Genomic DNA, 24335 nt, shown 5'->3' on the forward strand with positions numbered 1-24335 from the left:
TGTAGGAGCCGGCTTGCCGGCGAAGAGGCCCTAAAGCCCCTGCAATGTCTCCAGCAACACCCGCACCTTGGTGATGGATTCCTGGTACTCCGCCTGCCAGTCCGAATCCGCGACGATTCCGCCGCCGCCCCAGCAACAGATCTGCCCGTCCTTGGCCAGCAGGCTGCGGATGGCGATCGAGCTGTCCATTTCCCCGCGCACGTCCAGGTACAGCAGCGAGCCGCAGTACAGGGCCCGTCGCGTGGGCTCCAGTTCGTCGATGATCTGCATCGAGCGGATCTTCGGCGCGCCGGTGATCGAACCGCCGGGGAAGCTGCCGGCGATCAGGTCCAGGGCGTCCTTGCCGGGTGCCAGTTCGCCGGTGACGCTGCTCACCAGGTGGTGCACGTTGGGGTAGCTTTCCAGGCTGAACAGCTCCGGCACGCGCACCGAGCCGGTGCGGCAGGTGCGCCCCAGGTCGTTGCGCAGCAGGTCGACGATCATCAGGTTTTCCGCGCGGTCCTTGGGGCTGGACAGCAGCTCGGCGGCATTGGCCGCGTCTTCGGCAGCGTCCCGGCCACGCGGGCGGGTGCCCTTGATCGGCCGGGTTTCCACCCGGCCCTGGCTGACGTGGACGAAGCGCTCCGGCGACAGGCTGAGCACCGCGCCGCCGTCCGGCAGGCGCTGAAAGCCGGAGAAGGGCGTCGGGCACGCCGCGCGCAACGCGCAGTAGGCGACCCAGGGATCGCCCTGGTACTGGCCGCGAAAACGCTGGGCGAAGTTCACCTGATAGCAGTCGCCGGCCTGGATGTAATGCTGGATGCGCTGGAACGCCTGGCGGTAATCCTCGGCGCTCAGGTCGGCCTGCATGGGTCGGCTGAGTTTGAACGAGCCGGCGGCCGTGGCGGGCGCTTGCCTGAACAGCTGGATCAGGCGCTGGCGTTCCGCCTCGTCCAGGCGGGGGTGGAACAGCAGTTGGCTGGTGCGCGCCTGGTGGTCATTGATCAGTGCCCAGGCATACAGGCCAAAGCGCGCGTCCGGCAGATGCAGGTCATCCCGGGCCAGGCTCGGCAGGCGCTCCAGATGACGGCCGAAGTCGTAGCTGAGGTAGCCGATCAGGCCGCCGGCGAAGGGCAGTTCATAGGGCGCCGGGACCTGGGCCGGGCCCAGTTGCTGCAGGTTGTGCCGCAGACGCTGGAGGAAGTCGCCGCCACTTTCGTCGGCGGCCACCGTCAGCTCGGCCAGCGGCCAGGCGCTGAGCAGGTCATAGCGACCGCGCTCGGCAGCGGGCCGGCCGCTGTCCAGCAGCACGGCGCCGGGAGCGTGTTCGATTGCCGCGAAATACTCGGCGGGGTTGGCGCGATAAGGAAGCGGGTGTACGGAGCAGGTCAACATGCGGGGCAGATCAGCCATCGGAGCGCGGTTGGCGATTGTATGCCTGTGCAGGAATTGCTCCTAGAGGGGATGTCGGCGATTGCCCGGTTCAGGGCGCATTCCCCGACCTGTAGCCGCTGCCGCGGGCTGCGAAAATTGCCTTCGCACCCCGCGGCAGCCGTTATCAGCCTGCCACCGGCGGAATGTGGCCGAACAGTTCCTGGGCGAAGCGCACCCGCTCTTCGACGCTTTCGACGATGCCGCGGGTCTTGAGTTGTTCAAGGTGGGCTTCGATGGCGTGGGTGCGCTGGGTCAGGCCGCAGTCGTTGGCGATCTGGATGTTCAGCCCGGGACGGGCATTGAGTTCGAGAATCAGCGGGCCCTTGTCCTGGTCCAGGACCATGTCCACGCCGATGTAGCCCAGGCCGCAGAGCTCGTAGCAGCCGGCCGCCAGTTTCATGAAGCCGTCCCAGTAGGGCAGTTGCACGCCGTCCACCGCGTTGGTGGTGTCCGGGTGCTTGGCGATGATGTTGTTCAGCCAGGTGCCGCGCAGGGTCAGGCCGGTGGCCAGGTCGACACCGACGCCGATGGCGCCCTGGTGCAGGTTGGCCTTGCCCCCGGACTGGCGGGTCGGCAGGCGCAGCATGGCCATCACCGGGTAGCCCATGAGCACGATGATGCGGATGTCCGGCACGCCTTCGTAGCTGATGCTCTTGAAGATCTGGTCCGGGGTCACCCGGTACTCGATCAGCGCCCGGTCGCGGTGCCCGCCCAGGGAATACAGGCCGGTGAGGATGCTGGAAATATGGTGCTCGATTTCTTCGTGGCTGATGATCTTGCCCGACACCGTGCGATAGCGGCCCTCGAAGCGGTCGGCGATGACAATGATGCCGTCGCCCCCGGCGCCTTGCGCCGGCTTGATCACGAAGTCGTTGCGTCCACCAATGATCTCGCCGAGCTTGTCGATTTCCTTCTCGGTGGAGATCACCCCGTACAGTTCCGGCACATGGATGCCGGCCTTGATCGCCCGCTCCTTGGTGATGATCTTGTCATCGACGATGGGGTACAGGCTGCGCTTGTTGTACTTGAGCACGTAGTCGGCGTTACGCCGGTTGATGCCCATGATTCCCCGCGCTTCCAGGGCTTTCCAGGTCTTCCACAGGCCGAACATCAGGAGTCGGCCTTGACGAAGGCTTTGAAACGTACCAGCTCCGTCAGGCGGTAGCCGCGGTAACGACCCATCGCCAGCATGAAGCCCACCAGGATCAGCAGCATCGCCGGGAAGGTGAAGACGAAGTAGGTCAGCTCCGGCACGCTCATGATCAGGTGCGCCAGGGAGGCGGCGAACAGGGTGCCGATGGCGACTTTCATCGCATGGCCGCCGCCACGCTCTTCCCAGGTGATGGACAGGCGTTCGATGGTCATGGTCAGGATCACCATCGGGAACAGCGCCACCGACAGGCCGCGCTCCAGGCCCAGCTTGTGGCTGAACAGGCTGATGGCGGCGATCAGCACCACGACGAAGGTCAGCACCACCGACAGCCGCGGCAGCATCTGCAGCTTCAGGTGTTCCAGGTAGGAGCGCAGGGACAGCCCCAGCGCGGTGATCACCGTGAACAGCACGATACCGAAGCCCAGCTGAGTCTCGCGGAAGGCCAGGGCGATCAGCACCGGGGTGAAGGTGCCCAGGGTCTGCAGGCCGATCAGGTTGCGCAGTATCAGGATCACCAGTACGCCGATGGGGATCATCACCATGATCATGAAGGTCTGCTGGGTCTGCAGCGGCAGGCCGTAGAGCGAGTATTCGAGGAAGTTGGCGTCGGTGTTCTCGTCGGTCAGCTTGGCCAGGCGAATGGCGTTCATTTCGCTGTTGTTGAGGCTGAAGGTGACGTTGGCTTTCTTGCCACCATCGACGGTGATCAGGTTGTCGTCGCCGGTCCACCACAGCAGACGGTCGCTGGGCATGCCCTGCTCGCCGGTTTCCGGGTTGAAGTACAGCCAGTCGGTGCCGTTGAAACTGCGCAGCCAGAGCTCCGGGGTCTGCGGCTGGTCAGCCACCAGGCGAATGGTGTGGACCTTCTCCATCGGCACGTGGGCGATGGACAGCAGCAACTCGACGATCTTGGCCTTGTTGGCGCTGGACGGGTCGCCGGCCAGCAGCAGCTTGGCGTTGTCGTCACTGGCGTTGTTGACCCGTTTGATGGCCTCGCTGATGAAGGTCTCGACGTCCGCCGAGTGCTGGCGGATCGGCGCCAGCAGGGCTTCGGCGGCAATCTTCTCCGGGCCTTCCACGGCCATGCTGTCGCGGAAGGTCGGGCCCTTGATCTTGGATTTCTCGGCGCTGTAGCGCTTGGTCAGCACCAGGCGGTAGTACAGGGTCTGGTTGCCCTTGGCCCGGCGTGCCGACCAGGTGACCTTGCGGTTGCCGTCGACACGGTTCACCGACACCCCATAGTTGTTGGAAATGAAGCTCTCGTTGAGGCTCACGTAGTCGCGGCTCAGGGGCGGCACGAACATCTGGATCTTGATCGGGTCCTTGCCGTTGGCGACGAATTCGACCTTGGCGTCGATGTTCCACAGATCGTCGGTGGCGTCTTCGGTCACCGGAATGCCCAGCACGAAAATCTGATAGGCCGTGATCGAAATGCCCAGCACCACCAGGATGGCGATCAGGACTTTCAGATGAAGGGTAAGAGAACGCATGGGAATTACTCTGCGGTATGAGCGTCGGTGGCGCAGGCGGGTTTGCCAGCAGCGTATTTAAGACTGGGGTCGACCAGCGCATCGAAGCGTTTCAGGGCTTCGGAGCCGATCAGCAGCGGGAATTGGAAGGTGCTGCGGTCGGTCAAGTTCACTTCGATGCTGCGCAAGGCGCTGCCCATGCACACATCCAGGGCGATCACCGGCCGGGCGGTGTAGTTCTTGTCTTCATCGGGGTCATAGTCGCCGGCGCGGCGCTTGATCTTGCTGACCCGGGCCAGAGGCCGCTCGATGGGGTGGCTGTGGGCGGTGTCGATGGCCAGGTAGAAACGCACCCAGGATTCGCCATTGCGCTTGAAGCGCTTGATGTCGCGGGCACTCAGGGAAGCGGTCTTGGCGCCGGTGTCGAGCTTGGCCGCGACTTCCAGGTCAATGTCCGACAACCGTGCATATTCATTCAAACCGTAGACAGTCTTGCCGGCGGCGGCACTGATGCCGGGCAAGGCAAGCAGGCAGAGGAGGGGGGGGAGGGCCTTGAGTCTCATAGATCCTGATGGGCATGGGTTCTTCAATTCAAGGCGACCGGCATTGCTGCGCAAGCTCCCTCGTGTGCGTGCCATAAAAAGATGACAGGCCAATGCGGGCGGCATTCTAGCATGCTGGTTTTGCCGCGCCAGCGCTGGGGGCGGGCCTTTTGTCTCGTTCTGGTGCAACGGGTTATTAGACGATTGTCGACAATCTCAATTTTTCCTTTGACTGTCTTCCGGGTATTGGCTAGTTTTTGCCTCATTGATTTTCAAGGTGTCGACAATATGCTGGATCAACTGGAACATCCGCTGCCGGCGCAGGACGATTCTGAAACCCTGTCCGAAAACGTCTTCCGGCGCATCCAGGCCGCCATCGTCAAGGGCGAGATCGCCCCGGGCAGCAAGATCTCCGAACCGGAGCTGGCCCGAACCTACGGCATCAGTCGTGGCCCGTTGCGCGAGGCGATTCACCGCCTCGAAGGCCAGCGCCTGCTGGTGCGGGTGCCCCATGTCGGCGCCCGGGTGGTGTCCCTGAGCCACGCCGAACTGATCGAACTCTACGAAATCCGCGAATCCCTGGAAGGCATGGCCTGTCGCCTGGCGGCGCAGCGCATGACCACCGAGGAGATCGACGAGCTGCGCCGGGTGCTCGATACCCACGAGCGCGATGCAGCGTTCCAGGCCGGCGTCGGCTACTACCAGCAGGAAGGGGATTTCGACTTCCACTACCGGATCATCCAGGGCGCGGGCAATCGCACCCTTACGCAGATGCTCTGCGGCGAGCTGTACCAACTGGTGCGCATGTACCGCATCCAGTTCTCCGCGACCCCCAACCGCCCGCACCAGGCGTTTGCCGAACACCACCGGATTCTCGATGCCATTGCCGATCGCGACGGCGAACTGGCCGAGTTGTTGATGCGCCGCCACATCGGCGCCTCGAAACGCAATATTGCGCGTCACTACCAGGACAGCGCCCATCAGACAGCCACTCCACGAGGTGAGTCATGAGTTCCAACAAGAGCACTCCAGGCCAGCGTTTCCGCGATGCGGTCGCCAGCGAACAGCCGTTGCAAGTGGTCGGCGCGATCAACGCCAACCACGCCCTGCTGGCCAAGCGCGCCGGTTTCAAGGCCATCTACCTGTCTGGCGGCGGGGTCGCCGCCGGTTCCCTCGGCGTGCCTGACCTGGGCATCACCGGCCTCGACGACGTCCTCACCGACGTGCGTCGCATCACCGACGTCTGCGACCTGCCGCTGCTGGTGGACGTGGACACCGGCTTCGGTTCCTCGGCCTTCAACGTGGCGCGCACCGTCAAGTCGATGATCAAGTTCGGCGCCGCGGCGATCCATATCGAAGACCAGGTCGGCGCCAAGCGCTGCGGCCACCGCCCCAATAAAGAGATCGTTTCCCAGCAGGAAATGGTCGACCGCATCAAGGCCGCGGTGGACGCCCGCACCGACGACAGCTTCGTGATCATGGCGCGCACCGACGCCCTGGCGGTGGAAGGCCTGGAGTCGGCCCTGGAACGCGCCGCGGCGTGCATCGAGGCCGGCGCCGACATGGTGTTTCCAGAAGCCATCACCGAGCTTGAGATGTACAAGATCTTCGCCGATCGGGTGAAGGCGCCGATCCTGGCCAACATCACCGAATTCGGCGCGACTCCGCTGTACACCACCGAACAGTTGAAATCCGTGGATGTTTCCCTGGTGCTGTACCCGCTGTCGGCGTTCCGCGCCATGAACAAGGCGGCGGAAAACGTCTACACCGCAATCCGTCGCGACGGCACCCAGCAGAACGTGATCGACACCATGCAGACCCGCATGGAGCTCTACGAGCGCATCGATTACCACAGCTTCGAGCAGAAGCTCGATGCGCTGTTCGCCCAGAAGAAAGGCTGAATCAATCCTTGTGGGAGCGAGCTGGCTCGCGATGGCCGTCGACGCTAACGCGCGAGCCTGGATCGCGAGCAGGCTCGCTCCTACAGTGTCGGGGTGAGTCCCGACCAACGAAGTTGCCAAGTCCCTAACAAATTCAAGATTGGAGAGAGCAATGGCCGAAGCAAAAGTATTGAGTGGTGCAGGTCTGCGCGGCCAGGTCGCCGGGCAAACCGCGCTGTCCACCGTGGGCCAGGCCGGTGCCGGGCTGACCTACCGCGGCTATGACGTGCGCGAATTGGCGGCCGATGCGCAGTTCGAGGAAGTGGCCTACCTGCTGTTGTACGGCGACCTGCCAACCCAGGAACAACTGGCCGCCTACAGCGCCAAGCTGAGCAAGCTGCGGGATCTGCCACAGGCGCTGAAGGAAGTGCTGGAGCGGATTCCGGCCCAGGCCCATCCGATGGACGTGATGCGCACCGGTTGCTCGTTCCTCGGCAATATCGAGCCGGAGAAGGACTTCTCCCAGCAGCACGATGTCACCGACCGTCTGCTGGCGGCCTTCCCGGCGATCATGTGCTACTGGTACCGCTTCAGCCATGAAGGCGTGCGCATCAACTGCGTCAGCGACGAGCAGACCATCGGCGGCCACTTCCTGCACCTGCTGCACGGCAAGAAGCCCAGCGACTTGCACGTCAAGGTGATGAACGTGTCGCTGATCCTCTACGCCGAGCACGAGTTCAACGCCTCGACCTTCACCGCCCGGGTTTGTGCCTCGACCCTGTCGGACCTGTACTCGTGCATCACCGCCGCCATCGGTTCGCTGCGTGGCCCGCTGCACGGTGGCGCCAACGAAGCGGCCATGGAGCTGATCGAACGCTTCCACAACCCCGAAGAGGCGACCGCCGAACTGCTGCGGATGCTGGAGCGCAAGGACAAGATCATGGGCTTTGGCCACGCGATCTACAAAGACAGCGACCCGCGCAACGAGGTGATCAAGGGCTGGTCGAAGAAGCTGGCGGACGAAGTCGGTGACAAGGTGCTGTTCCCGGTGTCCGAAGCCATCGACAAGACCATGTGGGAGCAGAAGAAGCTGTTCCCCAACGCCGACTTCTACCACGCCTCGGCGTACCACTTCATGGGCATCCCGACCAAGCTGTTCACCCCGATTTTCGTCTGCTCGCGCCTGACCGGCTGGGCCGCCCACGTGTTCGAGCAGCGGGGCAACAACCGCATCATCCGTCCAAGCGCCGAGTACATCGGCGTTGAACAGCGCAAGTTCGTGCCAATCGAACGCCGCTGACCGGGAGGGCGCCAGCACTGTGGCTTGAATGCACCACACACCTGTAGGAGCGAGCTTGCTCGCGACAGCGATGGCTCAGCCGACGCGATGTCGGATCTGCTTCAGTCATCGCGAGCAAGCTCGCTCCTACAAGGGATAGAGGTCCATTCAACTCGGTGCCAGACGCTCCCTTTGAAACTACCGTGATCGAGTCCCCTGACCATGAACACTGAATTTCGCAAGACGCTGCCCGGCAGCCAGCTGGACTATTTCGACGCCCGTGCGGCGGTCGATGCGCTCCAGCCCGGCGCCTACGACAGCCTGCCCTACACCTCCCGCGTACTGGCGGAAAACCTGGTGCGGCGCTGTGATCCGGCGACCCTCAACGCCTCCCTTGGCCAGTTGATCGAACGTCGCGACGACCTGGACTTTCCCTGGTTCCCGGCCCGCGTGGTGTGCCACGACATCCTCGGCCAGACCGCGCTGGTGGACCTGGCCGGCCTGCGCGATGCCATTGCCGATCAGGGCGGTGACCCGGCCCTGGTCAACCCGGTGGTGCCGACCCAACTGATCGTCGACCACTCCCTGGCCGTGGAATGCGGCGGCTTCGACCCGGACGCTTTCGACAAGAACCGCGCGATTGAAGACCGGCGCAACGAAGACCGCTTCCACTTCATCAACTGGACCAAGAAGGCCTTCAAGAACGTCGATGTGATCCCGCCGGGCAACGGCATCATGCATCAGATCAACCTGGAGAAAATGTCCCCGGTGATCCAGGTGCGCGACGGTGTGGCTTTCCCTGATACCTGCGTCGGCACCGACAGCCACACCCCCCACGTGGACGCCCTGGGGGTGATCGCCATCGGTGTGGGCGGCCTGGAAGCCGAGAACGTCATGCTCGGCCGCGCTTCGTGGATGCGCCTGCCGGAAATCATCGGCGTCGAGCTCACCGGCAAGCTGCAACCCGGGATCACCGCCACCGACATGGTGCTGGCGCTGACCGAGTTCCTGCGCAAGCAGAAAGTGGTGGGTGCCTGGCTGGAGTTCTTCGGCGCAGGCGCTGCGGCACTGACCCTGGGCGACCGCGCCACCATTTCCAACATGGCCCCGGAATACGGCGCCACCGCGGCGATGTTCTACATCGACCAGCAGACCATCGACTACCTCAAGCTCACCGGCCGCGAAGACCAACAAGTGCGCCTGGTGGAGAGCTACGCCAAGCACACCGGCCTGTGGGCCGACAGCCTGAAGAGCGCGCGCTACGAGCGCGGTCTGCAGTTCGACCTGTCGTCGGTGGTGCGCAACATGGCCGGGCCGAGCAACCCGCACGCACGGGTCGCCACCAGCGAGCTGGCGGCCAAGGGCATTGCCGGGCAGTGGTCCGAAGTGCCGGGGCAGATGCCCGACGGCGCGGTGATCATTGCCGCCATCACCAGCTGCACCAACACCAGCAACCCGCGCAACGTGATCGCGGCGGGCCTTTTGGCGCGCAATGCCAACAAGCTGGGGTTGACCCGCAAGCCGTGGGTCAAGTCGTCCCTGGCCCCGGGTTCGAAAACCGTGGCCATGTACCTGGAAGAAGCCGGCCTGGGCCATGAATTGGAGCAGTTGGGCTTTGGCGTGGTGGCCTTTGCCTGCACCACCTGCAACGGCATGTCCGGCGCCCTGGACCCGGTGATCCAGAAAGAGATCATCGAGCGCGACCTGTACGCCACCGCCGTGCTCTCGGGTAACCGCAACTTCGACGGGCGCATCCACCCTTATGCCAAGCAGGCGTTCCTGGCTTCGCCGCCGCTGGTGGTGGCCTACGCGATTGCCGGCACCATCCGTTTCGATATCGAGAAGGATGTGCTGGGCCTGGACGCCGATGGCCGGGAAATCCGCCTCAAGGACATCTGGCCGAGCGACGAAGAAATCGACGCGGTGGTCAAGGCGGCGGTCAAGCCGGAGCAGTTCCGCAAGGTCTACATCCCGATGTTCGCCATCCACGAAGACACCGGCCCGAAAGTCGAGCCGCTGTACGACTGGCGTCCACAGAGCACCTACATCCGCCGTCCGCCGTACTGGGAAGGGGCCCTGGCCGGCGAGCGCAGCCTCAAGGGCATGCGCCCGCTGGCGGTGCTGCCGGACAACATCACCACCGACCACCTGTCGCCGTCCAACGCCATCATGCTCGACAGCGCGGCTGGCGAGTACCTGGCGAAAATGGGCCTGCCGGAAGAGGACTTCAACTCCTACGCGACCCACCGTGGCGACCACCTGACCGCCCAGCGCGCGACCTTCGCCAACCCGAAACTGTTCAACGAAATGGTTCAGGAAAACGGCAAGGTCAAGCAGGGCTCCCTGGCGCGGATCGAGCCGGAAGGCAAAGTCACGCGGATGTGGGAAGCCATCGAAACCTACATGCAGCGCAAGCAGCCGCTGATCATCATTGCCGGCGCCGACTACGGTCAGGGCTCGTCCCGCGACTGGGCGGCCAAGGGCGTGCGCCTGGCCGGTGTGGAAGCCATCGTCGCCGAAGGCTTCGAGCGCATCCATCGCACCAACCTGGTGGGCATGGGCGTGCTGCCCCTGGAGTTCCTCCCGGGCACCGACCGCAAGACCCTGGGCATCGACGGCACCGAAACCTATGACGTGATCGGCGAACGCACGCCGCGCGCGCAGTTGACCCTGGTGATCAACCGCCGCAACGGCGAGCGCTTGGAGGTGCCAGTGACCTGCCGCCTCGACACCGCCGAAGAGGTGTCGATCTACGAGGCGGGCGGCGTGCTGCAACGCTTCGCCCAGGACTTCCTGGAATCGGCAGTCGTCAGCTAAATGACTTACCGGGGGCGGGCCGCAAGGCACCGCCCCCGGTCTTTATCAGGACCTGAAATTCATGGCATTCGTAGCGCAAATCAAGATTCCCGCCACCTACATGCGTGGCGGCACCAGCAAGGGCGTGTTCTTCAATCTCAAGGACCTGCCCGAGGCGGCCCAACTGCCGGGCGCGGCCCGCGATGCCCTGCTGTTGCGGGTGATCGGCAGCCCCGATCCCTATGACAAGCAGATCGACGGCATGGGCGGCGCCACCTCCAGCACCAGCAAGACGGTGATTCTGTCCAAGAGCATCAAGGCCGATCACGACGTCGACTACCTGTTCGGTCAGGTGGCCATCGACAAGGCCTTCGTCGACTGGAGCGGCAACTGCGGCAACCTCTCGGCGGCGGTGGGCTCGTTCGCCATCAGCAGCGGCCTGGTGGACCCGGCGCGCATCCCGCAGAACGGTGTGGCGGTGGTGCGTATCTGGCAGGCCAATATCGGCAAGAGCATCATCGCCCACGTGCCGATCACCAACGGCGAGGTTCAGGAAACCGGTGATTTCGAGCTGGATGGGGTGACCTTCCCGGCGGCCGAAGTGCAGCTGGAGTTTCTCGATCCGGCGGCCGAGGAAGAGGGCGCCGGCGGTTCGATGTTCCCCACCGGCAACCTGGTGGACGACCTGGAAGTACCGGGTGTTGGCACCTTCAAGGCGACCCTGATCAACGCCGGGATTCCGACGATTTTCATCAACGCGGCGGACATCGGTTACCGCGGCACCGAGCTGCAGGGCGACATCAATGGCGACCCCAAGGCCCTGGCCATGTTCGAGAGCATCCGTGCCCACGGTGCCCTGCGCATGGGTCTGATTCAGCACCTGGAACAAGCCGCCCAGCGCCAGCACACGCCGAAAGTGGCCTTTGTCGCGCCGCCGGCGGATTACCAGGCTTCCAGCGGCAAGGCGATCAAGGCCGGGGATGTCGACCTGCTGGTGCGGGCCCTGTCCATGGGCAAGCTGCACCACGCGATGATGGGCACCGCGGCGGTGGCCATTGGCACCGCGGCGGCGATTCCCGGGACCCTGGTCAATCTGGCGGCCGGCGGCGGTGCGCGCAGCGCGGTGCGTTTTGGTCACCCTTCGGGCACCTTGCGCGTCGGCGCCGAAGCCACGCAAAACGGTGCTGACTGGACCGTGGTCAAGGCCATCATGAGCCGCAGCGCGCGGGTGCTGATGGAAGGCTGGGTGCGCGTGCCCGGCGACAGTTTCTAGGAACAGCAGCGCAGGCTTTGAGGGGGGGGCTTGCTGTGGCGAGGGAGCTTGCTCCCGCTCGGCCGGCCGGCGCGTAGCGGTCGTAAGCCTTGAACTTGCGATTGACCTGCTGCAACCCATGGGCCGCCTTTGGGGCGGCTGCGCCACCCAGCGCGAGCAAGCTCCCTCGCCACAACCGCCAGCAGTGCCGCTGTTATTGAATCGCTGAGCAGGCGCAGACCTGCGATGCCGTTATTGACCTGTACCTGAGGAATCACCGCTACCCACAACCTTGCAACAGGAGCAACGCCCCCATGAGCGCCAACGTAGACCTGAACAACCGTCCCGAGTACGACCAGGTCCTGCAGGACATCGCCGACTATGTCCTGAACTATTCCATCGACTCCCAAGAAGCCCTCGACACCGCCCGCCATTGCCTTATGGACACCCTGGGCTGCGGCCTGCTGGCCCTGCGTTTTCCCGAATGCACCAAGCACCTGGGGCCGATCGTCGAAGGCACCGTGGTGCCCTTCGGCGCCCGGGTGCCCGGCACCAGCTACCGCCTCGACCCGGTGAAGGCGGCCTGGGACATAGGCAGCATCGTGCGTTGGCTGGATTACAACGACACCTGGCTGGCGGCGGAGTGGGGGCATCCTTCGGACAACCTCGGCGGGATTCTGGCGGTGGCCGATCATCTGTCGCAAAAGCGCGTGGCCAATGGCGAGGCGCCGCTGACCCTGGGCGACGTGCTCAAGGCGATGGTCATGGCCCATGAGATCCAGGGCGTGATCGCCCTGGAAAATTCCTTCAACCGCGTCGGGCTCGATCATGTGCTGTTGGTAAAGGTTGCCTCCACAGCGGTCTGCGCCAAGTTGATGGGGGCCAATCGCGAGCAGCTGCTGGCGGCGCTGTCCCATGCCTTTGTCGACGGTCAGGCGCTGCGCACCTACCGTCATGCGCCGAATGCCGGTTCACGCAAATCCTGGGCGGCGGGGGATGCCAGCAGTCGCGGGGTGCGCCTGGCGGATATCGCAATGCGCGGCGAGATGGGCATTCCAGGGGTGCTCAGCGCGCCGCAGTGGGGCTTCTATGACGTGCTGTTCAGTCACACCAACAAGGACCTGGCGCTCAAGCCCGAGGGCCAGCGGCAGTTCAGCCTGACGCAGAAATACGCCAGCTACGTGATGGAAAACGTGCTGTTCAAGATCAGCTTCCCGGCGGAGTTCCATGCGCAGACCGCGTGTGAGGCGGCGGTGATCCTGCATCCGAAAGTGCGCAATCGCCTGCACGAAATCGACCGCATCCTGATCACCACCCATGAGTCGGCGATCCGCATCATTTCCAAGGTCGGGCCGCTGGCCAATGCCGCCGACCGCGATCACTGCCTGCAATACATGACCGCCGTGCCCCTGGCCTTCGGCACCCTGGTGGCCGAGCACTACGAGGACGACTTCCACGCCGCGCACCCGATCATCGATCAGTTGCGGGGCAAGATGCAGATCGTTGAAGACCCGCGCTATACCCGGGAATACCTGGAAGCCGACAAGCGCTCGATCGCCAACGCGATCCAGGTGTTCTTCAAGGACGGCTCCAGCACCGAACAGGTGGCGGTGGAGTACCCGATCGGCCACCGGCGGCGCCGCGCCGAAGGCATCCCGCTGCTGGAAGACAAGTTCAAGGCCAACCTGGCCACCCGCTTCAGCGCCCAGCGCTCGGCGCAGATTTTCCAGCTGTACAAGGACCCGGCGCGGTTGGAAGCAACGCCGGTGCACAGGTTCGTCGACCTGCTGGTGATCTGATACCCACCCTTGTAGGAGCGAGCTTGCTCGCGATGAACGTCAACGATGACGCGGGTTTGCCGGGCGAGCGTGGCGTTCCGAGAAGCTTCGCGAGCAAGCTCGCTCCTACCGCGTCTCTTTAGCGTCGGGCGGGCTTTCTGGTCAGCCATTTATCCAGCGGCAATTTGGTGATGGCGAAGCCGCCGAGCAGGGTCGAGGCATACAGCAGCAGGTCCCGGGACAGGCTCTGGCCTTCGTACCAGGCGCCGATGATCACCGCGAACACCGGGAAGATGATGAAAACGAAGGACAGGATCACCGGATTCAGGCGCTTGAGCAGGAAGAAGTAGACGATAAATCCGCCCACCGACGCAGCCAGCCCCAGGTACAGCAGGGCGCCCCAGGAGCGCGGGCTGATCGCGGCAAAGTCCGGGCTTTCCACGGCCAGCCCGGCCAGGCACAGCAGCAGGCCGGCGATGCCGATCGGCAGGGCGTTGTAGGTGATGACGCTGATGGCGCTGCCGTGTTTCTTGGTGACCACGTAGCACAGGGCATGCAGCAGCGCCGCGCCGAGAATCGCCAGCACCCCCGAGAGTTCGTTGTGATCGTTGAGCAGGCCCTGGCCGCGGATGATCTGGAACAGGCTGGCAAAGCCGACGGCGATGCCCAGCAGTTGCGCCAGATGAATCCTTTCTCGCAACAACAGGGCGGAAAAAATCAGGATGAACACCGGCATGCAACTGAACAGCAACGCGGTCAGCCCCGAGGACACGTGCACCTCGCCGTAGTTGAGCAGGGTATAGGGCAGGCTGAAGTAGCACAGGGTGACGAACACCAGGAAGCCCCGGCTGCCCCTGGGGAACATCAACGGCTCGCGGCGCAGCCAGGCAAAGCAGGCGAACAACGGGAAGGCAATCAGAAAGCGCAGCCCGGCGGCGGTCAGCGGGGGCACGCTTTCCACGGCGATCTTGATCCCCAGCCAGGTGGTGCCCCAGCTCAGGCAGACAATCAGGAACAGGGTGCAGGTCACCAGCGTGGCCAGCCAGTGGCGCGAAGGCACTGTTGTGGTGGGGGCTGCCGTGGTGGTCGTGGTCACGCTGACACTCCTTTCGTGATCGGTAATTGACCCCTATATTGAGCGAGTCATTTCCGGTGATTGAACCTGTAAAGCACGTTATTGGGGTAAATGATGGCTGTCAAAGTAAGTATTGACATGGTGTCAATGTTGCGTTCCGCCTTGCGCGAAGGGGCGGGGCCCAAGTACAAGCGCCTGGCCGACGCGCTGGATCAGGGCATTGACCAGGGGCTGCTGGCCCCTGGCAGCAAGTTGTTTCCCCATCGGCAACTGGCCGATCAACTGGGGGTGACCATTGGCACCATCAGTCGTGCCTATGCCGAGCTGGAGCGCGTGGGGCAGGTGGTGGCGCGGGTCGGGGATGGCACCTACGTGCGTCAGGACGGCTTGCAGCGCCCGCGCGACGCCGGGTTTCGCCACGTCGGCGATGAGTCGCCCGCGCTGTTCGACATGAGTCGCAATACCCATATTCCCGGGCCGGAGAGCCGCTTGATCGCTCAGGGCCTGCGGGCGCTGGCGGACGATCCCCAGGGGTTGCTGGACGTGGCTCGCTACAGTCCGGAGGCCGGGCTGGCGCGCTATCGCGAGGCCGGTGCCCGCTGGCTGACCCAGGAGGGGTTGCAGGTCGATGCCGCGCAGGTGCTTTGCGTCAACGGCGCCCAGCATGGCTTGCATATCGCCCTGCTGGCGCTGCTCAAGGCCGGGGATACCCTGGCCACCGAGCACCTGACTTATCCGGGCCTGATCAGTAGCGCTCGGATGCAAGGGATCAAGTTGCTGGGCTTGCCCATGGATGAGCAGGGGCTGTTGCCCGAGGCGCTGGAGGAGGCGTGCCGGCATCACCGGCTGGCGGCCCTGTATTGCACGCCGACCTTGCAGAACCCCAGCACCGCGGTGCAGTCCGCGGCGCGCCGCGAGGCGATCGCCGAGGTCTGCCGGCGGCACAACCTGTTGATTCTGGAGGATGAAACCCACGCCGTGCTGATGGCTCAGCGGCCGGCGCCGCTGGCTCATTTCGCCCCTGAGCGCACGGTGCTGATCAGCAGCCTGAGCAAGGCCGTGGCCGCGGGGTTGCGGGTCGGTTTCCTGTGCGCGCCGCCGCCACTGGTGGGACGATTGGCCGCAGCGCTGCGGGCAACCTGCTGGATGGCCACGCCGTTGGTCCTGGAGCTGGCTGCCGGTTGGATCGATAACGGCATTGCCGAACGCTTGCGTCAGCAGCAGATGGCCGAGATCATGCGGCGCAAGGGGCTGGTGGCGGGCTTGCTGCAGGGGTTGCACTGGCGCAGTCCAGAGGCCTGCCCGCATTTCTGGATCCGTGTTCCCGAGCCCTGGCGGGCTTCGGAGATCGAGGCGCACTTGAAGCAGCAGCACTATCTGGTGGCCACCGCCGAGACCTTCGCCGTGGGCCAGGCGGCGGTGCCGCAGTTCATTCGCGCCAGTGTCTGCAACACCACGGCCGATGATCGGAAACTGACCGAGGGCTTTGCTGCATTGGCGACGGCGTTACGCCAGGAGCGTGGATTGCCGGGATGGTGACGGGGGGCATGGGGTAATGCGGGCAAGCCTTGTGGCAGGGACGATTCCTTGCCACATCGGGCTGGCTGAAGCCTTGGTGCGACCTACTTGAAGCGGCGCTCCACGCCTTTTTCCACGAGGATCTTGGCGGAAATCTCTTCCACCGAGAAATGCGTGGAGTTGATATGGGGAATGTTTTCGCGGCGGAACAGGTTTTCCACTTCGCGCACTTCGAACTCGCACTGGGCGTAGCTGGAGTAGCGGCTGTTGGGCTTGCGCTCGTTGCGGATCGCGGTGAGGCGGTCCGGGTCGATGGTCAGGCCGAACAGCTTGTGCTTGTGGGCGCGCAGGGCATTGGGCAGTTGCAGGCGCTCCATGTCTTCTTCGGTCAGCGGGTAGTTGGCCGCGCGGATGCCGAATTGCATGGCCATGTACAGGCAGGTCGGGGTCTTGCCGCAGCGCGACACGCCCACCAGGATCAGGTCGGCCTTGTCGTAGTAGTGGGTGCGGGCGCCGTCGTCGTTGTCCAGGGCGAAGTTCACCGCCTCGATCCGCTCCATGTAGTTGGAGTTGTGGCCAATGGAGTGGGACTTGCCGACGGAGTAGGAGGAGTGCTCGCTGAGCTCCTGTTCCAGGGGCGCGAGGAAGGTCGAGAAGATGTCGATCATGAAACCATTGGAGGTCGCGAGAATCTCACGAATGTCCTGGTTGACGATGGTGTCGAAAATGATCGGGCGATGGCCGTCTTTTTCGGCGGCCATATTGATTTGTTGTACCATGGCCCGCGCTTTTTCCATGCTGTCGATGTACGGCCGCGTGAATTTGCTGAAGGTAATGTTTTCGAACTGCGCCAACAGGCTCTGGCCGAGGGTTTCCGCTGTGATACCGGTACCGTCGGAAATAAAGAAAGCAGATCGTTTCATTTGCGGCTTGGGCCTTAAGCTAGTGACGATTCTTGGATATGATAGGCGCGATTTGTCGGCCGGGAATGGCCCGCATTCTCACTTATTTTCCAGGTCCAGGCCATATAGCGGGCAAACGCTCCCCGAGCAGCCGGCTTCTGAGCTTTTCCAACACAGTTAGTGGAGAGATCACCTTGGTAGAGTACGTAGTTTCCCTCGATAAGCTCGGCAAACACGATGTTGAGCATGTGGGGGGCAAGAACGCATCCCTGGGCGAGATGATCAGCAACCTCGCAGGTGCGGGCGTATCGGTCCCTGGTGGCTTTGCCACGACAGCTCAGGCTTATCGTGATTTTCTTGAGTTGAGCGGTCTGAACGACCAGATCCATGCCGCCCTCGATGCGCTGGATGTCGATGACGTCAACGCCCTGGCCAAGACCGGCGCGCAGATCCGTCAATGGATCATGGAAGCCGAGTTCCCCGAGCGCCTCAACACCGAGATCCGTACCGCTTTCGCCGCCTTGTCGGCAGGCAACCCGGACATCGCGGTAGCCGTGCGTTCCTCGGCCACCGCCGAAGATTTGCCGGACGCCTCCTTCGCCGGCCAGCAGGAAACCTTCCTCAACATCCGTGGCGTGGACAACGTGATCCGTGCCGCCAAGGAAGTGTTTGCCTCTTTGTTCAACGATCGCGCCATTTCCTACCGCGTACACCAGGGTTTCGACCACAAGCTGGTGGCCCTGTCTGCCGGTGTGCAGCGCATGGTGCGTTCGGAAACCGGTACCGCCGGCGTGATGTTCACTCTCGACACCGAGTCGGGCTTCCGTGACGTGGTGTTCATCACCGGCGCCTACGGCCTGGGTGAAACCGTGGTCCAGGGCGCGGTCAATCCGGACGAGTTCTACGTCCACAAAAACACCCTTGAAGCCGGTCGTCCGGCCATCCTGCGCCGCAACCTGGGCAGCAAGGCCATCAAGATGATCTACGGCGACGAAGCCAAGGCCGGTCGTTCGGTGAAGACCGTGCACGTGGACGCAGCCGATCGCGCGCGTTTCTGCCTGACCGACGCCGAAGTCAGCGAGCTGGCCAAGCAGGCGATGATCATCGAGAAGCACTACCAGTGCCCGATGGACATCGAGTGGGCCAAAGACGGCGACGACGGCAAGCTGTACATCGTCCAGGCTCGTCCGGAAACCGTGAAGAGCCGTACCCAGGCCAACGTCATGGAGCGCTACCTGCTCAAGGAAACTGGCACCGTGCTGGTGGAAGGTCGCGCCATCGGTCAGCGCATCGGCGCCGGCAAGGTGCGGATCATCAAGGACGTTTCCGAGATGGACAAGGTCCAGGCCGGTGACGTGCTGGTGTCCGACATGACCGACCCGGACTGGGAACCGGTGATGAAGCGCGCCAGCGCCATCGTCACCAACCGTGGCGGTCGTACCTGCCACGCGGCGATCATCGCTCGCGAACTGGGGATTCCGGCGGTAGTGGGTTGCGGCAACGCCACCGAGCTGCTGAAGGATGGCCAGGGGGTGACCGTTTCCTGCGCCGAAGGCGACACCGGCTTGATCTTCGAAGGCGAACTGGGCTTCGACATCAAGCAGAACTCGGTAGACGCCATGCCGGAACTGCCGTTCAAGATCATGATGAACGTCGGTAACCCGGACCGCGCCTTCGACTTCGCCCAACTGCCAAACGCCGGCGTTGGCCTGGCCCGCCTGGAGTTCATCATCAACCGCATGATCGGCGTGCACCCCAAGGCGCTGCTGAACTACGCCGGGCTGCCGCAAGAGATCAAGGACAGCGTCGACAAGCGTATTGCCGGTTACCACGATCCTGTGGATTTCTACGTCGACAAGCTGGTTGAAGGCATCAGCACCCTGGCTGCGGCGTTCACTCCGAAGAAGGTCATCGTGCGCCTGTCGGACTTCAAGTCCAACGAATACGCCAACCTGATCGGCGGCAAGCTCTACGAGCCGGAAGAAGAGAACCCGATGCTGGGCTTCCGTGGCGCCTCGCGTTACATCAGCGAATCCTTCCGTGACTGCTTCGAGCTGGAATGCCGTGCGCTGAAACGCGTGCGCAACGAGATGGGCCTGACCAACGTCGAAATCATGGTGCCGTTCGTGCGCACCTTGGGCGAAGCCAGCCAAGTGGTTGATCTGCTGGCTGAAAATGGCCTCAAACGCGGCGAAAACGGCCTGCGCGTGATCATGATGTGCGAACTGCCGTCCAACGCCATCCTGGCCGAGGAGTTCCTCGAGTACTTCGATGGTTTCTCCATCGGCTCCAACGATCTGACCCAGCTGACCCTGGGCCTGGACCGTGACTCGGGGATCATCGCCCACCTGTTCGACGAGCGTAATCCTGCGGTCAAGAAGCTGCTGGCCAATGCCATCGCCGCCTGCAACAAGGCCGGCAAGTACATCGGCATCTGCGGCCAGGGGCCTTCGGACCACCCGGACCTGGCCAAGTGGCTGATGGAGCAGGGCATTGAAAGCGTTTCGCTGAACCCGGACTCGGTGCTGGAAACCTGGTTCTTCCTGGCCGAAGGTCAGGGCGCGGCGTAATCGGTGAACGAAGAGCCGGTTGCGCCTCGGCGGACCGGCTCTTGAAGATTCAAGCAGGGCGTGCTTCTTCTGGATGCCGCCCTTTTTTGTGCAAGAAGAATATGCAAAGCAGCAGCAACCTATTTCCCGTCGCCTTGATCAGTGCCGAGCGTCGAGGCGACCTCAGCGAAGATGTCTATCGCTTGAAACCCGGCAACAGCCCGGACCCTTCGGTCGAACTGGCAGTGACCCGGCTGGGGCTGGCGGATGAGCCGCAAGCCCGGGGCGTGCCTGTGGTTCTGCTCCACGGCAGCTTTTCCAACCGGCGCTTCTGGTATTCGCCCAAGGGCGTGGGCCTTGGCGCCTACCTGGCCCGTGCCGGTTTCGATGTATGGATTCCCGAGATGCGCGGCCATGGCTTGTCGAGGCGCAATGCCGACTACCGCAAGAACCGGGTAGCCGACTACGCGCGCTACGACCTCCCGGCGATTGCCGCCTTTGTCCGTGAGCAAAGCGCCCAGATTCCCCACTGGATCGGTCATTCACTGGGAGGCACCACGCTGGCGGCGGCGCTGGGCGGGCAGTACCTCGGGGAGGCCGGTGTGGCCTCGGCGGCGTTTTTCGGAACCCAGATCAGTCGTACCTACTGGCCGTTGAAAATCCCCATGGTGGAGTGGGGCGGGCGTCTGCTCATCAAGCGTTTTGCCCAGTTGTCCGGTTCCCGGCTCAAGCGCGGGCCGGAAGACGAGCCCATCGGCCTGGCCCTGGAAAGCATGCGCTGGCATGGCTTGTTCGGTCGCTTTGGCGATGCCGACAAGGACTGGTGGGCCGGGCTGACGGAGGTGACGGTGCCGGTGCTGGCGGTTAGTGCGGCAGGGGACCATCAGGATCCAACCTGGGCCTGTCGCAAGTTGTTCGATCAACTGGCCAGTGAGCAGAAACAATTTATCTGCCTGGGCCGTGAGCTAGGGTTCAGTAGCAATTTCGGCCATGTCGAGATGCTGGTAAGCAAGCCGGCGCAGGCCGAGGTCTGGCCGCTGGTGGCGCGCTGGCTGCACGATCAGCAGACGCCGTTGCTGGCTTCTGCTGCCGAGCAGGCGGCTGAGGTTTGAGGCGAGGGCTCTGACAAGGGCATTTCGTTGGATAGCGCTTGCGGCTAAGATATGACGCATTGCGCTGTTCTGGTCACATTCAGTTATTGAGTCGACTTTCCGTTCAGGTGGCATGGCTGCCGATTCGCGACAGGCTGACCGGTTCCTTTCAAGGGGCAGGTTAAACATCGGCTTGCCGGGCTCGTAGGTCCAGAATGGCCCCTGAAATGGCCGATACCTTCGATCGTGTTCTTTCTGCTACAGGAGTTTCTCGATGAACCATTACCTCACTCCCGACCTGTGCGACGCCTATCCCGACCTGGTGCAGGTGGTTGAACCCATGTTCAGCAACTTCGGCGGTCGCGATTCCTTTGGTGGTGAAATCGTCACCATCAAGTGCTTCGAGGACAACTCGCTGGTCAAGGAGCAAGTGGAACTCAAGGGACACGGCAAGGTGCTGGTGGTCGATGGCGGCGGCTCCCTGCGCCGCGCGCTGCTGGGTGACATGCTGGCCGAGAAGGCGGCAAAAAATGGCTGGGAAGGCCTGGTGATCTACGGCTGCATCCGGGATGTGGATGTCATTGCCCAGACCGATCTCGGGGTTCAGGCCCTGGCCAGTCATCCGATGAAGACCGACAAGCGCGGTATTGGCGATCTCAATGTGGCAGTGACCTTTGCCGGTGTGACTTTCCGTCCGGGTGAGTATGTCTACGCCGACAACAATGGCGTCATCGTGTCGCCAAGCCCACTGAAGATGCCTGAATAAACCATTGGCCTGACAAGGGATGAGGATGTTCGAGGAAGACAACGCGCAATGGGGGCTGGTGCATGCCCTGGTGCTGGATGGTGAAGGTGGTGCGCGTTCGATAGCCCGGACTGAGCTCGACGATCTGCAGCTGCAGGCCCATGAAAGCCTGTGGCTGCACTGGGATCGCAGTCATCCGCAGACCCAGACCTGGCTGCGTCGTTCCAGCGGCTTGAGCGAGTTCAGCTGTGATCTGCTGCTGGAGGAAAATACCCGGCCACGCCTGCTGTCCTTGCCCGACTCGGAGTTGCTGCTGTTTTTGCGCGGCATCAATCTCAATCCGGGGGCCGAACCTGAAGATATGGTGTCGGTGCGGATCTTCGCGTCTTCCCAGCGGGTGATTTCCCTGCGTCTGCGGCCTTTGCGCGCCACTGATGAGCTTTTGCTGCAACTGACCGAAGGCAAGGGGCCGAAAACCGCTGCCGAACTGCTTCTTTATATGGCTGAGTATCTGACGCACAAGGTGCAGCATCTGGTCAGCGACCTGTCTGAAGTGGTCGATGTCGAAGAAGAAAAACTGGATGCCGACGAACGGTATACCCCGGAGCACGGCAGCATTTTGCAGATCCGGCGCCGGGCTGCTGGCCTGAAGCGCTTCCTGGCTCCGCAACGGGATATTTTTGCCCAGTTGAGCCGGATAAAACTGCCCTGGTTCGCCGTCGACGATGGTGACTACTGGAACGAGTTACACAACAGTCTGACGCGCTACCTGGAAGAGCTGGAACTGACCCGAGAGCGCGTGGGGCTTGTGCTGGAGGCCGAAGACCGCCGCTTGAGCGTGCGCATGAATCGCACCATGTACCGCTTCGGGATCATCACCGGGATCTTCCTGCCCATGAGTTTTCTCACCGGTCTTCTGGGGATCAACGTCGGCGGGATTCCGTTCTCTGCGAGCCCCTACGGATTCATCATCGCCTGCCTGCTGCTGGTGGCGGTGGCCCTCGGACAATGGTGGTTGTTCCGCCGTTTGCGCTGGGTGTGATGATGCGTCATGTGACCCGAATAAATCTGATCGCGTCTTTTCCAGACATCACCAGAGGTGCGTATGCACGATCCGTTTGAACAGTCTTTGCGTGACATGCTCAAAGCCTCGCCATCGAGCCGCGATGATGATGCCTGCCTGGGCCGCGTACTGAAAACCGCCAACCGTCAGGTTGGGGCGGGGGATCTGTTCAGCCTGCTGGGCCGCTGGCTGCCTGCGCTGATGATCGCCTTGAATAATGGATCGGCCCATATCGCGCCGGTATCCCGTCGTAAATCTTCTGCTCGCACTGCTGATAAGGCTGATTGAATATGGAACTTGATCTCTGGACGCAGAGCCTCGTCACGGCGATGACTGCCTTGTGGACCAAGGTGGCGAACTTCATTCCGAACCTGTTCGGCGCGCTGGTGGTGCTGTTGCTGGGCTTCGTGGTGGCCAAGCTGCTCGATACCCTGTTGTCGAAATTGCTGGCCAAGCTGGGCCTGGACCGTCTGATGGGCGGTACCGGCTTGACCAAATTGCTGTCCCGCGCCGGCCTGCAAGTGCCGATCTCGACCTTGATCGGCAAGATTGTCTATTGGTTCGTGCTGCTTATTTTTCTGGTTTCTGCTGCTGAATCCCTGGGCCTTGAGCGAGTTTCGGCTACGCTCGACATGCTTGCGCTGTATTTGCCGAAGGTTTTCGGTGCTGCGCTGGTGCTGTTGGTCGGGGTCCTGCTGGCGCAACTGGCCAATGGCCTGGTGCGTGGAGCAGCAGAAGGCGTAGGTCTGGATTACGCCAGTGGCCTGGGGCGCATTGCCCAGGGGCTGGTGATCATCATCAGTATTTCGGTGGCGATCAGTCAGTTGGAGGTCAAAACCGACCTGCTCAACCATGTGATCGTGATCGTATTGATTACCGTTGGTCTGGCCGTTGCGCTGGCCATGGGTTTGGGAAGTCGGGAAATTGCCGGACAGATTCTTGCGGGAATCTATGTGCGTGAGTTGTACCAGGTTGGGCAACAAGTACGTGTTGGTGAGGTCGAAGGCCAGATCGAAGAGATCGGCACGGTTAAAACTACATTGCTGACCGAGGAGGGTGAGCTAGTCTCTCTGTCCAATCGGATCCTGCTGGAGCAGCATGTAAGTAGCCGCTAACCCGGCAAACCCTGCTAATGTATGCCGCCGCAAAATGCCCTCATCGGGCAGCGGCGGACATTGACCTGACTGTCGGCACGACTCGTTTTGAATAAAACCCAATCGCTATCCACGCGCTATGACCCCCGTGAGCTCTCTGATGAGGAGTTGGTTGCGCGCTCACATACGGAGCTGTTTCACGTAACACGCGCCTATGAAGAGTTGATGCGACGCTATCAGCGGACCCTATTTAATGTTTGTGCACGTTATCTGGGGAACGATCGTGATGCGGATGATGTCTGTCAGGAAGTGATGTTGAAGGTGCTCTATGGCCTTAAGAACTTTGAGGGTAAATCGAAGTTCAAGACATGGCTATATAGCATCACGTACAACGAATGCATCACGCAGTATCGCAAGGAGCGGCGCAAGCGTCGGTTGATGGACGCTTTAAGTCTTGACCCCCTCGAGGAGGCCTCTGAAGAGAAGGCGCCAAAACCAGAGGAAAAGGGCGGACTTGACCGCTGGTTAGTGCATGTGAACCCGATTGACCGGGAAATCCTGGTGCTACGATTTGTCGCAGAGCTGGAGTTCCAGGAGATCGCAGACATCATGCACATGGGGTTGAGTGCTACAAAAATGCGTTACAAACGTGCTCTTGATAAATTGCGTGAGAAATTTGCAGGCATTGCTGAAACTTAGTTCGGCGCAAATATCTCTTACGTCTAGGTGAGTTCTG

Annotated in this window: 20 protein-coding genes; 14 read left to right on the forward strand and 6 right to left on the reverse strand. The window is 62.6% G+C overall.

Annotation, left to right across the window (positions count from 1 at the left end; genetic code table 11):
• Nucleotides 1–30: 30 nt before the first annotated feature.
• From pabB to GWQ44_RS04050, 4 genes are all read right to left on the reverse strand, one after another.
• A complete protein-coding gene (pabB, locus tag GWQ44_RS04035) occupies nucleotides 31–1374 on the reverse strand; it encodes an aminodeoxychorismate synthase component I (RefSeq protein ID WP_042940830.1) in 1344 nt (447 codons plus the stop codon).
• 163 nt (nucleotides 1375–1537) lie between these two features.
• Nucleotides 1538–2524, reverse strand: coding sequence for an alpha-L-glutamate ligase-like protein (locus GWQ44_RS04040; RefSeq protein WP_016964345.1), 987 nt, complete (start codon nucleotides 2522–2524; stop codon nucleotides 1538–1540).
• Complete coding sequence (locus GWQ44_RS04045; RefSeq protein WP_047302878.1) at nucleotides 2524–4056, reverse strand: inactive transglutaminase family protein; 1533 nt, start codon at nucleotides 4054–4056, stop codon at nucleotides 2524–2526. Before GWQ44_RS04045 ends, GWQ44_RS04040 begins: the two co-directional genes overlap by 1 nt.
• A 5-nt stretch (nucleotides 4057–4061) precedes the next feature.
• Nucleotides 4062–4598: an ATP-dependent zinc protease gene (locus tag GWQ44_RS04050; RefSeq protein WP_047302880.1), complete on the reverse strand. Its 537-nt coding sequence runs from the start codon at nucleotides 4596–4598 to the stop codon at nucleotides 4062–4064.
• 267 nt (nucleotides 4599–4865) lie between these two features.
• Here GWQ44_RS04050 and GWQ44_RS04055 point away from each other — a divergent pair, with 267 nt between their 5' ends.
• The 6 genes from GWQ44_RS04055 (at nucleotide 4866) to prpD (ending at nucleotide 13583) form a co-directional block, all read left to right on the forward strand.
• Nucleotides 4866–5588 (forward strand): GntR family transcriptional regulator, encoded by a 723-nt coding sequence (locus tag GWQ44_RS04055; protein ID WP_016964348.1) that lies wholly within the window; start codon nucleotides 4866–4868, stop codon nucleotides 5586–5588.
• On the forward strand, nucleotides 5585–6478 hold the full coding sequence (gene prpB / locus GWQ44_RS04060; protein WP_011060181.1) for a methylisocitrate lyase: 894 nt from the start codon (nucleotides 5585–5587) through the stop codon (nucleotides 6476–6478). Before GWQ44_RS04055 ends, prpB begins: the two co-directional genes overlap by 4 nt.
• Before the next feature lie 151 nt (nucleotides 6479–6629).
• On the forward strand, nucleotides 6630–7757 hold the full coding sequence (gene prpC / locus GWQ44_RS04065) for a 2-methylcitrate synthase (protein ID WP_199009532.1): 1128 nt from the start codon (nucleotides 6630–6632) through the stop codon (nucleotides 7755–7757).
• Nucleotides 7758–7958: 201 nt separating this feature from the next.
• Nucleotides 7959–10553 (forward strand): Fe/S-dependent 2-methylisocitrate dehydratase AcnD, encoded by a 2595-nt coding sequence (acnD, locus tag GWQ44_RS04070; protein WP_275926681.1) that lies wholly within the window; start codon nucleotides 7959–7961, stop codon nucleotides 10551–10553.
• Between the two features lie 61 nt (nucleotides 10554–10614).
• On the forward strand, nucleotides 10615–11805 hold the full coding sequence (prpF, locus tag GWQ44_RS04075; RefSeq protein WP_275926682.1) for a 2-methylaconitate cis-trans isomerase PrpF: 1191 nt from the start codon (nucleotides 10615–10617) through the stop codon (nucleotides 11803–11805).
• Between the two features lie 293 nt (nucleotides 11806–12098).
• Nucleotides 12099–13583, forward strand: coding sequence for a 2-methylcitrate dehydratase (gene prpD / locus GWQ44_RS04080; protein ID WP_275926683.1), 1485 nt, complete (start codon nucleotides 12099–12101; stop codon nucleotides 13581–13583).
• A 118-nt stretch (nucleotides 13584–13701) separates the two neighbouring features.
• Here the strand turns inward: prpD and GWQ44_RS04085 are convergent, their stop codons facing one another.
• Nucleotides 13702–14658, reverse strand: a complete 957-nt coding sequence (locus GWQ44_RS04085) for an EamA family transporter (RefSeq protein ID WP_275926684.1) — start codon at nucleotides 14656–14658, stop codon at nucleotides 13702–13704.
• A gap of 93 nt (nucleotides 14659–14751) precedes the next feature.
• Here GWQ44_RS04085 and GWQ44_RS04090 point away from each other — a divergent pair, with 93 nt between their 5' ends.
• Entirely contained in the window at nucleotides 14752–16176 is a 1425-nt protein-coding gene (locus GWQ44_RS04090) for a PLP-dependent aminotransferase family protein (protein ID WP_275926685.1), read from the forward strand.
• An 83-nt stretch (nucleotides 16177–16259) separates the two neighbouring features.
• Here GWQ44_RS04090 and GWQ44_RS04095 read toward each other — a convergent pair whose 3' ends face one another.
• Nucleotides 16260–17078 carry a pyruvate, water dikinase regulatory protein gene (locus tag GWQ44_RS04095; protein ID WP_016964354.1) on the reverse strand — a complete coding sequence of 273 codons (819 nt, stop codon included), beginning with the start codon at nucleotides 17076–17078 and terminating at the stop codon, nucleotides 16260–16262.
• Between the two features lie 173 nt (nucleotides 17079–17251).
• Here GWQ44_RS04095 and ppsA point away from each other — a divergent pair, with 173 nt between their 5' ends.
• From ppsA to sigX, 7 genes are all read left to right on the forward strand, one after another.
• Entirely contained in the window at nucleotides 17252–19627 is a 2376-nt protein-coding gene (gene ppsA, locus GWQ44_RS04100; RefSeq protein WP_275926686.1) for a phosphoenolpyruvate synthase, read from the forward strand.
• Between the two features lie 101 nt (nucleotides 19628–19728).
• Nucleotides 19729–20718 carry an alpha/beta fold hydrolase gene (locus tag GWQ44_RS04105; protein WP_103741230.1) on the forward strand — a complete coding sequence of 330 codons (990 nt, stop codon included), beginning with the start codon at nucleotides 19729–19731 and terminating at the stop codon, nucleotides 20716–20718.
• Nucleotides 20719–20971: 253 nt separating this feature from the next.
• Nucleotides 20972–21463, forward strand: a complete 492-nt coding sequence (gene rraA, locus GWQ44_RS04110) for a ribonuclease E activity regulator RraA (protein WP_009042919.1) — start codon at nucleotides 20972–20974, stop codon at nucleotides 21461–21463.
• Nucleotides 21464–21488: 25 nt separating this feature from the next.
• Nucleotides 21489–22484 carry a zinc transporter ZntB gene (locus tag GWQ44_RS04115; protein WP_016964356.1) on the forward strand — a complete coding sequence of 332 codons (996 nt, stop codon included), beginning with the start codon at nucleotides 21489–21491 and terminating at the stop codon, nucleotides 22482–22484.
• Nucleotides 22485–22547: 63 nt separating this feature from the next.
• Nucleotides 22548–22793, forward strand: a complete 246-nt coding sequence (locus tag GWQ44_RS04120; RefSeq protein WP_011060193.1) for a hypothetical protein — start codon at nucleotides 22548–22550, stop codon at nucleotides 22791–22793.
• A gap of 2 nt (nucleotides 22794–22795) precedes the next feature.
• A complete protein-coding gene (locus tag GWQ44_RS04125; protein WP_016964357.1) occupies nucleotides 22796–23620 on the forward strand; it encodes a mechanosensitive ion channel domain-containing protein in 825 nt (274 codons plus the stop codon).
• Nucleotides 23621–23707: 87 nt separating this feature from the next.
• Nucleotides 23708–24298, forward strand: a complete 591-nt coding sequence (gene sigX, locus GWQ44_RS04130; RefSeq protein WP_011060195.1) for an RNA polymerase sigma factor SigX — start codon at nucleotides 23708–23710, stop codon at nucleotides 24296–24298.
• The last annotated feature ends 37 nt before the right edge of the window (nucleotides 24299–24335 follow it).

This window comes from Pseudomonas sp. 3MA1 (assembly GCF_029237275.1).
In the GTDB taxonomy this organism is placed as follows: domain Bacteria; phylum Pseudomonadota; class Gammaproteobacteria; order Pseudomonadales; family Pseudomonadaceae; genus Aquipseudomonas; species Aquipseudomonas fluorescens_AP.